Raw genomic sequence first — 12366 nt, 5'->3', positions numbered from 1 at the left:
TGAACTATGAAATAGAATTTTTGAATCCAGGCGTCGACGGCGCCGCCAATGAATGAAACGACCATGAGTCCTACATCGAGCCTCATACGCCTCAATCAGGAAGGGAAAACGGAATCGGTCACCCGCCGCCTGGTTGAAATGATTGACCTGGGGTTGCTGGTCGAAGGTGAACAGCTCCCCAGCGAAAGTATCCTGGCCACCCAACTCGGCGTCGCCACGGTCACTCTGCGCGATGCGTTGGCTGCCTTGCGAGAACGCGGGGTCATCGAAACCCGCCGTGGGCGCAACGGCGGCAGCTTTATCTGCGCCGCCCCACAAACCACCGATCAAGCCTTGTTCGACCAATTGCGTGAAATGAGCACGCTTGAATTGCGTGACCTGGCCGACGAGCACGCAGCCATTTCCGGCGCTGCCGCTCGCTTGGCAGCCCAACGTGCCGGCCCTGAGCAACATGCGCGGCTGGGTGGCTACATCGATGCGCTGGCCAAGGCACAAGAACGGCTGGAGCGCCGACGTGCCGACGCCAGGTTCCACATCGAAATTGCCGTGGCGTCGCAGTCGGTGCGGCTGACCCACAGCGAGGCCCGCTTGCAGGCGGAACTGGGGGAGTTGTTATGGTTGCCATTTGATGAGCAATCGGATCCCCAAGTGATCGAGCGGGAACACCGGGCGATTCTGGAGGCCATTATTGCGAACGATGCCAATCTGGCCGGGGCCCTGGCCGAAGCCCATGTCGCTCGCGGCGTCCGGCGCTTGACCGCCATACGCTTGCAGCAGATGGCGCAGGATGCCTGATGACTGGAACAGAACTTGCTGAACAACTGACTCCAAACACCGCCCGACAGCCCGTTCGTGTCGCCAGCAAACACCGCACTGTCCCTTCCGAGGCATGAGTTAGAGCCATGGATAACGAAATGTCAGCAAATGGGTTATCCCAATGCGCAACGTTGATCAACGCTTCCATTGGTAACGTCTTCAAGGGTCTCAACAACCTGGGCGCCCAGGTATCGAGCATTTGGGAACGGCAACGGAGCAAGACCAAGCGACCCAATCAACGCGACCTCAAGCCATTGCTGGCTGGCGTCCGGCAGATTCTCGATTCCGAAAGCCTCAAGTTTCATGGCGCCGGCGTGGTCTTCGCCCCCGGTGAACTGGAAGATTGCGAGATGCACCTGCAGTGGTGGTGCCGGACCCAGAACGAACACATCCAGCCTTTGCAGCTGAATCTCGATAGCCGTAGCGATCGTTTCTACGATTACTTGCACATGCCGTGGTACACCCGTCCGCAGCAGACTCGCCAGCCTTCCATAGACGGTCCTTTCGTCGACTTGTACGGCACCGAGCAGTACATCGTCGCCTTTTCCGTGCCGATTTTTTTCGATGATCGCTTCATTGGCGTCGCCGCCGCCGACATCTCCCTGCACTCGTTGGAACCTTTGCTCGTTCGCAGCCTGATGAGAGTCAGCAATGAAGCACTATTGCTCAATGCCGAGGGCCGAGTACTGGCCGCCAATACGGCGAGTTGGTTGGCCGGCGATCTGACCCGGGGCGTGCTGAACCAGGACATGGAACAAGGGCGCGTCTTGAGCCTCATCGACACGTCGTCCTATTGGAGCGTGGTGGAACGGCCGGTACCCAGGCTCTGATTGCCGGGCGTTTCGATTTCCCCTGTTGTAAGCAAGTCCTCCTGTGGGAGCGGGCTTGCTCGCGAAAGCGGTGGGTCAGCTTGCATCCACTTTGACTGGGCCAAGCTCACTCCCACAGGGGTGATACGCCGCCTCAGGCAATCCCGCCGTCAGGCACCGCAAGCGTGCCGGGCTGTGGAGCGCGGCTTGGCCGGAAAGTCTCGGGCATCGCCAGCAACAGGCCGAACGCCAAGGCGGCAATCGCTGCCAGGGTCAGGAATGCGGCGCTGTAGCCAGCCCCCTGCACCACGAAGCCGGCCAGGCTGTTGCTCAACGCGGCGCCCAGCCCGAACACTGTCGACAACACCCCGAGGCTGACGTTGAAACGCCCGGTGCCATGGGTCAGGTCCTTGACCACCAGGGGAAACAGCGCGCCAAACAGTCCGGCGCCGATACCGTCCAGCAGTTGCACCGCCACCAACCAGTAAGGGTCGTCCGAGAGCACATACAGCACACCGCGGATGGGCAGGATCAGGAAGCCGGCCAGCAACAACGGCTTGCGGCCCCAGGCATCGGCCTTGACCCCCACCAGCCACGCCATGGGCACCATGACCAGCTGCGCCGCAACGATACAGGCCGACGTCAGCGGCGTGGCCAGGTGCACGTTGGCCTGGGCGAGCTTCTGGCTGACCAGCGGGAGCATCGCCGCGTTCGCCAGGTGGAACAGCCCGCAGCACATGGCGAACAACAGCAGCGTGCGGTTATCCAGCAACACCCGCAACGCCGAAGGTACCGGGCCGTGGACCACCTGCCCCGCCTCCAGCCCTCGGGCCACGTCATGGTCGATGGCCTCGGCGGACACGCAACTGGCCGCCACGATGCTAGCCAAGGCCATCGCGGCCATCAGGTAGAACACCGCAATGGGACCGAACAGCCAGGCGAACCCACCCGCCAGCAGCGCTGCGCAGGCATTGCCCGCGTGGTTGAATGTCTCGTTGCGCCCAGTGCGCCGCGTAAAGGCCTTGGCGCCAGTAATGCCCAGGGAGATGGCGGCAATAGCCGGCGCAAAGACCGAGGCCGCCACAGCGCCAAGCGCCTGGGTCAGCGCCACCAGGCCGAACGAAGACGTGAACGGTAGCACCAGGCAACCCAGCGTCACCATCAAGGCGGCCACAGCCACCACGGCACGTTTGCTGCGCACCCGGTCGATCAGCGCTCCGGCGGGCGCCTGTGCAACGAGCCCGGCCATCGCCGCCACCGTCATCACCACGCCAATGCTGGCCGGGTCCCAGCGATGCACCGCCAACAGATAGATCGCCAGGTACGGGCCCAAACCATCGCGGACATCCGCGAGGAAAAAATTCAGGCCATCCAGGGAAAGGTTGTTACGTCGGTCTCGGTTGCAATCCACAACGGCCTCGACGAGGGCTTTGCCCAAAGATGATTGGCGCCAAGGTGTACGGTCACACGAGACGACGGTTTGCGCCCTGCGTCACCAACGCTGCGTGACGGGGCGCGCAAAGCATCCTACCAAAAGGGTGTACTGTTCACTTAAGAGCGCTGATAAATCCGTGGCGAGGGAGCTTGCTCCCGCTGGGTCGCGAAGCGGCCCCAAAACCTGCCGAACGCGTAACACAGACACACCTCACCCGCCGGCTCACGACCGCTTCGCAGCCGAGCGGGAGCAAGCTCCCTCGCCACAGGTCCGTCGTTGTTTCTTAAATGAACTGCACGCCCTACCAAAGCGCGATGTCGTAGGTGAAGTAGATCCGATTACTGTCACGCCCCCGTGAAAAGTCCGAGCGATAGACGTAGTTCCGCACCTTCACCCCCAGCCCCTTGAACGTACCCTGCTGCACCACGTACGCGATCTCCGCGTCACGTTCCCACTCTTTGACCGTGGTGTCGGACTTGCCGTCGTTACCGCTCAGATAGCGGGTGGAGAACGTCAGGCCCGGCACACCGAGGCGCGCGAAGTCGTAGCCGTAACCGAGCATCCAGGTCTTCTCGTCTTCCTCGATGAACTTGCCGATCCCGACGTTACTGAAGGAATACACCGTGGCGCCACTGATGTAAGGCAGGCCCGCCTCGCCGCTGAGGGTCTGGTAACCGGCACTCAACGTATGGCCGACAACGGCGTAGGACAGCGACCCGCTGAGCATGTCGTTGTCGATCTTGCTGCCGTAGGCCGAACCCGAATCGACGCTGTTGAAATAGCGCAGGTCGCTGGTCAGTACCCCGGCACCCAAGGGCAGATCATGCTGGATACCAGCAAAATTCTGTCGATAGAAATTCTCCAGCTCGCCATAGAAGTAGCTCAGGCGGATATTTTTACCCAGCTTGTAGTCGGCGCCGGCATAGCTGAAGTCACCGGACTCATCGCCGCCGTAGCCGTCGGGCACGATGGGCATGCTGTCGCTCGAATCCCGCAGTTTGAAACGCTCCAGATGCCCGCCGGTGAGGGTGAGGTTATCGATGTCACTGCTGCTGATCTGGGTGCCTTGGTAGGTCTGGGGCAACAGCCGCGCATCGTTGTAGATCAGCACTGGGGTCTTGGGCAGCAAGGTGCCGTGCTTGAGCGTGGTCTTCGCGAACCGGGCCTTGGCGGTCATGCCCGCGCTGGCGAACTCGTCGGCGGCGCGACCGTCGTCATGCACCGGTAGCAGGCCGGTGCCGCTGCGGCCGCGCCCGGAGTCGAGCTTGACCCCGAGCAGGCCCAGGGCATCGACGCCGAAACCGATCGTGCCCGGCGTAAAGCCTGACTGGTAATCCAGCAGGAAACCCTGGGCCCATTCGGTGCGCTCACTCTTGGCCGTCCTCGCCGCCCGTGCGCTCATGCCGTGCTCATCGCGGAAATTTTCGTTGAAATAGACGTTGCGCAATTGCAGCTTGAGCTTGCTGTCGTCGATGAAACCTTCGGCGCTGGCCGAGGCCAGGGGCAACAGGCCAAGGAGTGGAAACAAAGCCCCGCGGGTAAGCAAAGTGGTCATGTCGAGCTACTCGTTGTTGTTATTGGGCGTGCAGGCCGGCGCACACCCCCTTGCGGGGCGTGTCAGGCAGGCAGCTAAAAGTGCGGCGGATGAATCAGGAGAACAGCGTCAGCGCCCCGGTCAGCAGGGCCAATGCAGTAATGACCAGGGAGGTGAGCACCGCCCATTTGATGGTGGCTTTCTGAAAGTCGCCCAGGTCGCGGTCGACCATGCCCACCAGCAACAGGGTCGAGGCCACCAGCGGACTCATCAGGTGCACCGGCTGGCCAAGAATGGACGCCCGGGCAATTTCCACCGGATCGATCCCGTAGGCCGCCGCGGCGTTAGCCAGGATCGGCACGACACCGAAGTAGTAGGCATCGTTGGACAACACGAACGTCAGCGGCATGCTGGTAATCGCCACCACCAACGGGAACAGATGGCCCCAGGACGGCGGAATCCAGTCCACCAGGGTTTGTGCCAACGCATCGACCATCTTCGTCCCGGAGAAAATCCCGGCGAAAATGCCCGCGGCAAACACCAGCAGGACCACGGTCATGGCGTTGCCCGAATGGGCGAGAATGCGTTCCTTCTGAATATCCAGCTGCGGATAGTTGATCATCAGCGCCAGGACAAAACCGATCAGGAACAGGATCGCCGAGTGCATGAGCCCCATCACCAGCGCGACCATCACCGCGACCACCAACAGCAGGTTGACGTAGGCCAGTTTCGGACGTTTGTGTGGCGTGTCTTCCATGATCGCGTTGATGTAGCAATTACCACCGCCGCTTTGCAGCTGGACATTGCCGATGCGCTTGCGCTCGGCACGGCCCAACAGGAACGCCGTGAACACCACCCATGCGGCCCCACCGATCATGGTCGGCAGCAACGGCACGAAGTACTCACCGGCATCCAGGCCCAGGGCTGCGATGGCACGGGTCGCCGGGCCGCCCCAAGGGGTCATGCCGCTCATGATGCTCAAGGAGAGCATGGAAACGGTCGCCAGGATCATCGGGTTCATGCCGATGCGCTTATACAGCGGCAGCATCGCGGCACAGGTGATCATGTACGTCGTCGTGCCGTCACCGTCCAGCGCCACCAATAGCGACAGCAGCGCAGTGCCAACGGCGATTTTCATCGGGTCGCCATTGACCCGCTTGAGGATCTTGCGGATCAGCGGGTCGAACAGGCCGGCGTCGATCATCAGGCCGAAAAACAGGATCGCGAACAACAGCAGTGCCGCTGACGGCGCGACCATCTTCAGGCCATCCAGCATCATCTTGCCGGTGGTCCCGCCAAAGCCGCCAAGCACGGCAAAGACGATCGGCACCACCGTCAGGGCGACGATGGGCGACAGCCGTTTGGTCATTATCAGGAAGGTGAAGACCACCACCATGGCCAAGCCAAGTAAAGCGAGCATATGTCAGATCTCTTGTTGTTATTGAGTCGCTGATGCAATGACGAGGTCTGCCTGGCTAACCGGCCAGGCGCCGGGAAACCGTGGCGTATACAAAACCTGAAAAAAGGCGGCGGGCGGTGCGTACTACCGAGGCTCGAATGGTCTCACCCGTTTCGCCGGTGTAGGACAACACGACATCGATACCGCCGCTAGGGTGCTCGATGCGAACCTGCTGCAAACGAGGCTCGCTGCCGCCACCGATCAGGTTGGCCGCGACACTGCCGTGGGTCACGCAAGCCGTCGCCAGGCCGATGGAGCCGGTGATTGCCAAGGCGCGGTGACAGCTGTGGGGCATGAAGTAGCGCACCTGGAGGGTCCCGCCAGACTTGGCCGGCGACACCAGGACTGGCTTGGGGATCACCATGTCGCTGACGTCACCCAGGCCCATCGCCCGGCCGGCTTTGAGCCGCAAGGATTCCAGGCGCTGCATGAAGGCCTTGTCGGCGTCCAGTTCAGCGGGGCCTTCGTCACCGCGCTTGCCCAGTTGGCTGGCCTCGACGATCAGCATCGGCATCGCCATGTCGATGCAGGTCACCGCAATGCCGTCGATCATGTCCAGGGGTTGCCCGGTTGGGAAGAGCTTCCCCGTCTTGCTGCCCGCGGCATCGAGGAAGGTCAGTTGCACCGGGGCGGCCGTGCCGGGCACGCCATCGATGGCGGTGTCGCCTTCGTAGCTGACCTTGCCTTTCGGGGTTTGCACGTCGGAATTCACGAAAGTCCCGGTATTGAGGTTGCGAATGCGCACCCGGGTCAGCTCGCCGGTAGCCTTGACCAGCCCCTGCTCGATGGCGAACGGGCCGACGGCGCAGAGCATGTTGCCGCAGTTGGGCGCGGTGTCGACCCGACGCTGGGAAACCATGACTTGAACGAACAGATAATCAACGTCGGCTTCCGGGTGCAGCGATGGGCTGACGATCGCCACCTTGCTGGTCTGTGGGCTGCCGCCGCCGATGCCGTCGATTTCCAGTTCGTGGCCGGAGCCCATCAGGTTGATCAGCAGCTCGTCACGTTCGGCGATGGCGACCGGCAGATCCCAGGCGAGAAACACCGGGCCTTTTGACGTACCGCCGCGCATCAGCACACAAGGAATTCGCTTCATGAACATTAACTCTTGTTGATCAATCTGGATAATTGATGTTCTGGACACAAGAGTGGCAGGGTTTAAAAAGTGTTTCCAATGCAAATATCGTCGCCATTATTGCGTTTCACAAAAGAATTATTCTAGGATTCGCCCAGGGCTCACCGCCCTTCCCCAGCGAGAGAAAACATGGAATATGAACTGCAGGACATACGATCTTTCGTGAAAATCGCTGAACTGGGCAGTTTCCACGAGGCCGCCGATGCATTGCACCTGTCCCAACCCGCCTTGAGCCGGCGGATGAAGAAACTCGAGGAAGGCTTGGGGACCGCTTTGCTCGATCGCACCACCCGCAAGGTCAGTCTGACGAGCGTCGGTCGTGACTTCCTGCCCAAGGCGCGACGCCTGCTGGATGATTTCGACGACTCGATCCTCAATATCCGCGAGCTGGCGGAGCGACAGATCGGCCGGGTGACCTTGGCCTGCATCCCCACGGCGGCGTTCTATTTCCTGCCTTCGGTGATCCGCCTCTACAACGAGCGCTACCCGAAAATCCGCATCCGCCTGCTCGACCTCAGCGCCAATGAAGGGCTCGAAGCGGTGTTGCGCGGCGAAGCCGATTTCGGCATCAACATGATGAGCGGCCAGCACCCGGACATCGAGTTCGTGCCCCTGGTCAACGAACCCTTTGTGCTGGCCTGCCGGCGCGACCATGAGTTGGCTGAACGCAGCGCGGTCACCTGGTCGGAACTCAGCGATTACCGGTTGATCGGCGTTGGCCGCCTGAGCGGCAACCGCATGCTGCTGGACCACGCGCTGTCGGGCCTGAGCTGGCGCCCCCAGTGGTTTTACGAAGTACAGCACTTGTCCACGTCATTGGGATTGGTGGAGGCTGGCCTGGGCGTGTCGGCGATGCCCAGCCTGGCGATGCCGGCCGGGGACCATCCAACGCTGGTCAGCGTGCCGCTGATCGAGCCGGTGGTAAACCGCTCGCTGGGCCTGGTCTACCGCCGGGGCGCATCGCTCTCCCCGGCCGCGGAGAAATTCGTCTCGATCCTGCTTGAACAGTGGCCGCAATGAAGCGAGAGCCGCCACACCACCAGCGCGGCGAGGCTGATTGAGCCGCCCAGCAGGCTGACCGCCATCCAGCCCCACAGCGCATAGACCTGGGTCGCGGCCATCGCGCCCAGTGCACTGCCCACCGAGTAGAAAAACATGTAGGCGCCGACCATGCGGCTTTGGGCGTCAGGCCGTGCAGCGAAAATCAGGCTCTGGTTGGTGACGTGCACGGCTTGCACCGCGAAGTCGAGCAACACCACACCGCAGACCAGCGCAATCAGGGAGGTCTCGGTCAACCCGATGGGCAGCCAGGAAAGCGTCAGGAGCCCCAGGGACCAGCCGGTCACCCGTTGTCCAAAACCTTGGTCAGCCCAACGTCCGGCGCTTCTGGCCGCCAGGGCTCCTGCGACGCCAGCCAGGCCGAACAGGCCGATGGTGGTGTGGGAAAGCGCCAGCGGCGCGGCGCTCAACGGCAGCACCATGGCCGTCCATAACACCGAAAAAGCGGCAAAGACCAGCAAGGCCAGCAGCCCCCTGGTCCGTAGCATCGGCTCGGTCACGAACAGCATGAACAGCGAACGGATGAGCGCCAGATAGGGCTCCCGGTTGCGGGGCGACACGGCGGCAGGCACCACGGCCCAGAACACCGCTGCGATGATCAGCATCAAGCCCGAGGAAACGAAATAAACCCCACGCCAGCCCGCCAGATCGGCGATCACTCCAGAGATGAACCGCGCCAGGAGAATCCCCAGGACGACGCCACTGGTGACGGTTCCCACGGCCTGTCCCCGTTGGGAGGGCGAGGACAGCGCGGCGGCATAGGCCACCAGCACCTGGACGACCACCGCCAGCAGCCCCATCACAATCAGGGCGCCCAGCAACGCCAACCAATGCTGGGCTGCGCCGACGGCCGCCAGCACAATCGCAGACAACACCAATTGGGCGAACACCAACCGTTTACGGTCGACCTTGTCCCCCAGCGGGACGATGAACAGCAACCCCAGCGCGTAACCCACCTGGGTGGCCGTCACCACGACCCCGATCAACCCTGAAGCGACGCCCAGACTCTCGGCCATCGACGCGAGCAAGGGCTGGGCAAAGTAGACGTTGGCGACGGCCAGTGCGCAGGTCACGGAGAACAGTAACGTGAGCGACGGCGAAAGGCCCGGGCACTGCTGCGCACTCAAGGAACCCGTGGCGAGGGAGCTTGCTCCCGCTGGGCTGCGAAGCGGCCCCTTTTGTGAGCGCTTCGCACTCAAGCGGGAGCAAGCTCCCTCGCCACGCTGGGCTTCCGAAGACTGCGAGGTGAAACCATCGGCCTCTGCTGTCATGCATGTCTCCTTGGCGCTAAACTAGTTTCAATTAAAAACCTGATTGAATTGTTGCCCGATCAGGTTTTTATTTGCAACCACAAATGCCGACCAACTTGGCATTGCTTTCCAAAGGGTCAAAAAATGGAAACCGCTTCAACGCAAAACAACGAATGCCCGGTCGCCAGGACACTCGGCGTGATTGGCGATCGTTGGTCGCTGATGATCATCCGCGACGCCTTCGACGACATCCGCCGCTTCAGTGAATTCCAAAAAAGCCTGGGCGTGGCCAAGAACATCCTGGCATCGAGGCTCAAAGCCTTGGTCGAGGTCGGCGTGTTCGACGTTCGCCCCGCCTCGGATGGAAGCGCCTACAAGGAATACGTCCTGACAGAGAAAGGACGGGAGATTTTTCCGGTGGTGGTCAGCCTGCGGCAATGGGGTGAACGCTTCCTGTTCGAGCCGGGAGAAACGCGCTCCGTGCTGCTGGACAACGCCTCCGGCCAGGCGCTCATGCCGATGGAGGTTCGTTCCTCAAGTGGCCAGAAACTCAGCCCGACCGACTGTCACAGGGTGAGGCTCATGGCCGACAACCCAACGTGAGCGCTTTTATCCCTGCAACACCAGCGACAGGTCCGGATACCTGGCACACATGAATTCGACAAAGGCCCGCACCTTCGGCGCAGCCAGCCGCCGGGACGTGTGCAGGACCCAGAGTTCGGCTTCCTTGCCCGTTACCGTGCCCCACTGGACCAACTCGCCACTGGCCAACGGGTTCCAAGCGATCGACTGTGGGAGAAGAGCCGCCCCACCACCGGCGATGGCCGCGTCGCGGATCATCAGGAACGAAGAGAAACGCAGCCTGGGGATCGGCTCCAGGACCAGGTGACCGCCATCGAGTGTCCAATGGGCAGGCTCGAAACTCGACACCACAATGCCGGGAACCGAACGGAGAGCGCCGGGCGCAGGCTTGGGTACTTCAGGCGCAGCCACGACGACCAGCCGGTCCTTGGCGAAGCAGCGGCCGACCAGATCGCTGTCCGGGCTCGGGTTGATCCGGATCGCCACGTCAAATTGTTCCTCGACGAGATCAACCACACGGTCCTCGGCAATGGCCTCGATCGTGACGTCAGGATAGGCCGCGCAAAACTCGGCGCCGATGCGTCCCATCGCGAGCTGCGAGAACAGGACCGGGGCAGCGACACGCAAGCGTCCGCGCGGCGTCGATACGCCCTCCTTCGCCGCCGCCATGGCTTCCGCCACTTCGGCCAATGGCCCCTCGGCCCGGGCCAGCAGCAGCGCGCCGGCCTCGGTGAGCTTCAAGCCGCGGGCGCTGCGCTCGATCAGCCGGACACCCAATTGCTCCTCAAGGTCGGCGATACGACGCGACAAGGTGGCCTTGGATATGCCGCTGGCACGGCTGGCCTTGCCCAACCCTTCGTTGGTGGCCACGAGGGTGAAATCGGTCAACGCGTTCAGGTTCATGCTGTTCCACTTATGCAACGGAGTGTCTACATCCTGGCGTCTTCGTTTTACTCCTGCAACACAATATCGTTTGTCCATCGCCACGGACCGACAAGGCCGTAGCGGACTCTGACTCACCTACCCTTTTGCAGGAGATTCAAAATGAGCATTCTCGTTACCGGCGCCACGGGCACCCTCGGATCACTCATCATTCAACGCCTCGCCGGTGCGGGCGCCGAGGTCAACGCCCTCGTGCGCCAGCCCGGCAAAGGCACGTTCCCGGCGGGCGTCGCTGAAGTCGTTGCCGACCTCACCGACGTCCCTTCGTTGCGCAATGCACTGGCGTCGGCACGGACGCTGTTCCTGCTCAACGCCGTGACCCCCGACGAGGTGACGCAAGCCCTCATCACCTTGAACCTCGCTCGCGAAGCCGGCATCGAGCGCATCGTCTACCTGTCGGTGATCCATGCCGACAAGTTCACCTATGTGCCGCACTTCACCGGCAAGCACACGGTCGAGCGCATGATCGAAAGCCTCGACATCCCGGCGACCATCCTGCGGCCGGCTTACTTCATGCAGAACGAATCGATGGTCCAGCAGACGATCCGGGACTATTCGGTGTACCCGATGCCGATCGGCTCGGTGGGCGTGTCGATGATCGATGCCCGCGACATCGCCGACATCGCCGTCGCCGAGCTGCTGCGCCGCGACAGGGCGCCTTCGGCCCTGGATCGGATCACCCTGGACCTGGTCGGCCCGCAAGTACTGACCGGTGCCGCCGTGGCGAAGATCTGGAGTGCCGCCCTGGGTCGCGAAGTCGCCTATGGCGGTGACGATGTGGCCGCCTTCGAAGCGCAATTGGCCGCGTACGGTCCCGCGTGGCTGGCTTATGACATGCGCCTGATGATGGCTGGCATCCAGACGTTTGGCATGCAGGCGGCCGAAGGAACCGTGGAACGATTGCAGGCGATCCTCGGACGCCCGTTGCGGACCTACGAAGACTTCGTTCGCGAGGCCGTCGCCGGGGTTTGATCCCCTGGCGCGAGGGAGTGGGTCCGAATCATTTGGAGAGACCTACTCCTCGGCAGGCCTCATATGAAAAATCGTATAAGGCAGGATCAACGTATCGGCGATGATACTGAAAGGCAGGTCAATGATTGCAAACGGCGCCAGCGCGCGTGAGTAAACGTCGTTGTCGTTCGTCGCGCCCTTGATGATCTCGATATCGGTGGCCGCACCGCAGTATGGCTGGCGGCCGCAGAGTTGCCCCATGCCAAAGGTTTCGTTGGCCGTCGCACAGCCTGCCAGCAGCGCCATGATCAAAGTCATTATTACGATCCGCATGACGCTCGCTCTCCCTGAAAGGCTGGACTGTAGCACCGATGGCGGACGACCTATAGGG

Annotated in this window: 12 protein-coding genes; 5 read left to right on the top strand and 7 right to left on the bottom strand. The window is 62.1% G+C overall.

Annotation, left to right across the window (positions count from 1 at the left end):
- Positions 1-63: 63 nt before the first annotated feature.
- Positions 64-795, top strand: coding sequence for a FadR/GntR family transcriptional regulator (locus M1D99_RS15045; RefSeq protein ID WP_458132089.1), 732 nt, complete (start codon positions 64-66; stop codon positions 793-795).
- A gap of 107 nt (positions 796-902) precedes the next feature.
- Positions 903-1646: a PDC sensor domain-containing protein gene (locus M1D99_RS15040; RefSeq protein WP_186729311.1), complete on the top strand. Its 744-nt coding sequence runs from the start codon at positions 903-905 to the stop codon at positions 1644-1646.
- A gap of 133 nt (positions 1647-1779) precedes the next feature.
- Here the strand turns inward: M1D99_RS15040 and M1D99_RS15035 are convergent, their stop codons facing one another.
- The 4 genes from M1D99_RS15035 to M1D99_RS15020 form a co-directional block, all read right to left on the bottom strand.
- Positions 1780-3036: an MFS transporter gene (locus tag M1D99_RS15035; protein ID WP_434576217.1), complete on the bottom strand. Its 1257-nt coding sequence runs from the start codon at positions 3034-3036 to the stop codon at positions 1780-1782.
- A 325-nt stretch (positions 3037-3361) separates the two neighbouring features.
- Positions 3362-4615, bottom strand: a complete 1254-nt coding sequence (locus tag M1D99_RS15030) for an OprD family porin (protein WP_434576215.1) — start codon at positions 4613-4615, stop codon at positions 3362-3364.
- A 94-nt stretch (positions 4616-4709) separates the two neighbouring features.
- Positions 4710-6014, bottom strand: a complete 1305-nt coding sequence (locus M1D99_RS15025; protein WP_186705833.1) for a CitMHS family transporter — start codon at positions 6012-6014, stop codon at positions 4710-4712.
- A 55-nt stretch (positions 6015-6069) separates the two neighbouring features.
- Entirely contained in the window at positions 6070-7152 is a 1083-nt protein-coding gene (locus M1D99_RS15020; protein WP_434576212.1) for a 4-oxalomesaconate tautomerase, read from the bottom strand.
- Between the two features lie 168 nt (positions 7153-7320).
- On the opposite strand from M1D99_RS15020, the gene M1D99_RS15015 reads away from it, so the two are divergent.
- Entirely contained in the window at positions 7321-8211 is an 891-nt protein-coding gene (locus M1D99_RS15015; RefSeq protein ID WP_003200706.1) for a LysR family transcriptional regulator, read from the top strand.
- On the opposite strand, the gene M1D99_RS15010 is transcribed toward M1D99_RS15015, so the two are convergent.
- Positions 8136-9377 carry an MFS transporter gene (locus tag M1D99_RS15010; RefSeq protein ID WP_434576210.1) on the bottom strand — a complete coding sequence of 414 codons (1242 nt, stop codon included), beginning with the start codon at positions 9375-9377 and terminating at the stop codon, positions 8136-8138. The genes M1D99_RS15015 and M1D99_RS15010 overlap by 76 nt on opposite strands.
- A 267-nt stretch (positions 9378-9644) precedes the next feature.
- Between M1D99_RS15010 and M1D99_RS15005 the strand changes: the two genes are divergently transcribed.
- Positions 9645-10103 carry a winged helix-turn-helix transcriptional regulator gene (locus M1D99_RS15005; RefSeq protein WP_434576208.1) on the top strand — a complete coding sequence of 153 codons (459 nt, stop codon included), beginning with the start codon at positions 9645-9647 and terminating at the stop codon, positions 10101-10103.
- Positions 10104-10109: 6 nt separating this feature from the next.
- Here M1D99_RS15005 and M1D99_RS15000 read toward each other — a convergent pair whose 3' ends face one another.
- Positions 10110-10985 (bottom strand): LysR family transcriptional regulator, encoded by an 876-nt coding sequence (locus M1D99_RS15000; protein WP_434576475.1) that lies wholly within the window; start codon positions 10983-10985, stop codon positions 10110-10112.
- Positions 10986-11126: 141 nt separating this feature from the next.
- On the opposite strand from M1D99_RS15000, the gene M1D99_RS14995 reads away from it, so the two are divergent.
- Complete coding sequence (locus M1D99_RS14995; RefSeq protein ID WP_458132088.1) at positions 11127-11996, top strand: SDR family oxidoreductase; 870 nt, start codon at positions 11127-11129, stop codon at positions 11994-11996.
- A 42-nt stretch (positions 11997-12038) separates the two neighbouring features.
- On the opposite strand, the gene M1D99_RS14990 is transcribed toward M1D99_RS14995, so the two are convergent.
- A complete protein-coding gene (locus tag M1D99_RS14990; protein ID WP_434576204.1) occupies positions 12039-12293 on the bottom strand; it encodes a YceK/YidQ family lipoprotein in 255 nt (84 codons plus the stop codon).
- Positions 12294-12366 lie beyond the last annotated feature (73 nt).

The sequence above is a fragment of the Pseudomonas sp. R3-41 genome (assembly GCF_054161485.1).
This window is presented reverse-complemented; position numbering and strand designations above follow the sequence as displayed.

What these genes read in the sequence shown, in the direction of transcription:
- M1D99_RS15045 (WP_458132089.1), top strand. Translation starts at nt 64, where the DNA reads ATGAGTCCTACATCGAGCCTCATACGCCTCAATCAGGAAGGGAAAACG.
- M1D99_RS15040 (WP_186729311.1), top strand. Translation starts at nt 903, where the DNA reads ATGGATAACGAAATGTCAGCAAATGGGTTATCCCAATGCGCAACGTTG.
- M1D99_RS15030 (WP_434576215.1), bottom strand. Translation starts at nt 4,615, where the DNA reads ATGACCACTTTGCTTACCCGCGGGGCTTTGTTTCCACTCCTTGGCCTG.
- M1D99_RS15025 (WP_186705833.1), bottom strand. Translation starts at nt 6,014, where the DNA reads ATGCTCGCTTTACTTGGCTTGGCCATGGTGGTGGTCTTCACCTTCCTG.
- M1D99_RS15020 (WP_434576212.1), bottom strand. Translation starts at nt 7,152, where the DNA reads ATGAAGCGAATTCCTTGTGTGCTGATGCGCGGCGGTACGTCAAAAGGC.
- M1D99_RS15015 (WP_003200706.1), top strand. Translation starts at nt 7,321, where the DNA reads ATGGAATATGAACTGCAGGACATACGATCTTTCGTGAAAATCGCTGAA.
- M1D99_RS15005 (WP_434576208.1), top strand. Translation starts at nt 9,645, where the DNA reads ATGGAAACCGCTTCAACGCAAAACAACGAATGCCCGGTCGCCAGGACA.
- M1D99_RS15000 (WP_434576475.1), bottom strand. Translation starts at nt 10,985, where the DNA reads ATGAACCTGAACGCGTTGACCGATTTCACCCTCGTGGCCACCAACGAA.
- M1D99_RS14995 (WP_458132088.1), top strand. Translation starts at nt 11,127, where the DNA reads ATGAGCATTCTCGTTACCGGCGCCACGGGCACCCTCGGATCACTCATC.
- M1D99_RS14990 (WP_434576204.1), bottom strand. Translation starts at nt 12,293, where the DNA reads ATGACTTTGATCATGGCGCTGCTGGCAGGCTGTGCGACGGCCAACGAA.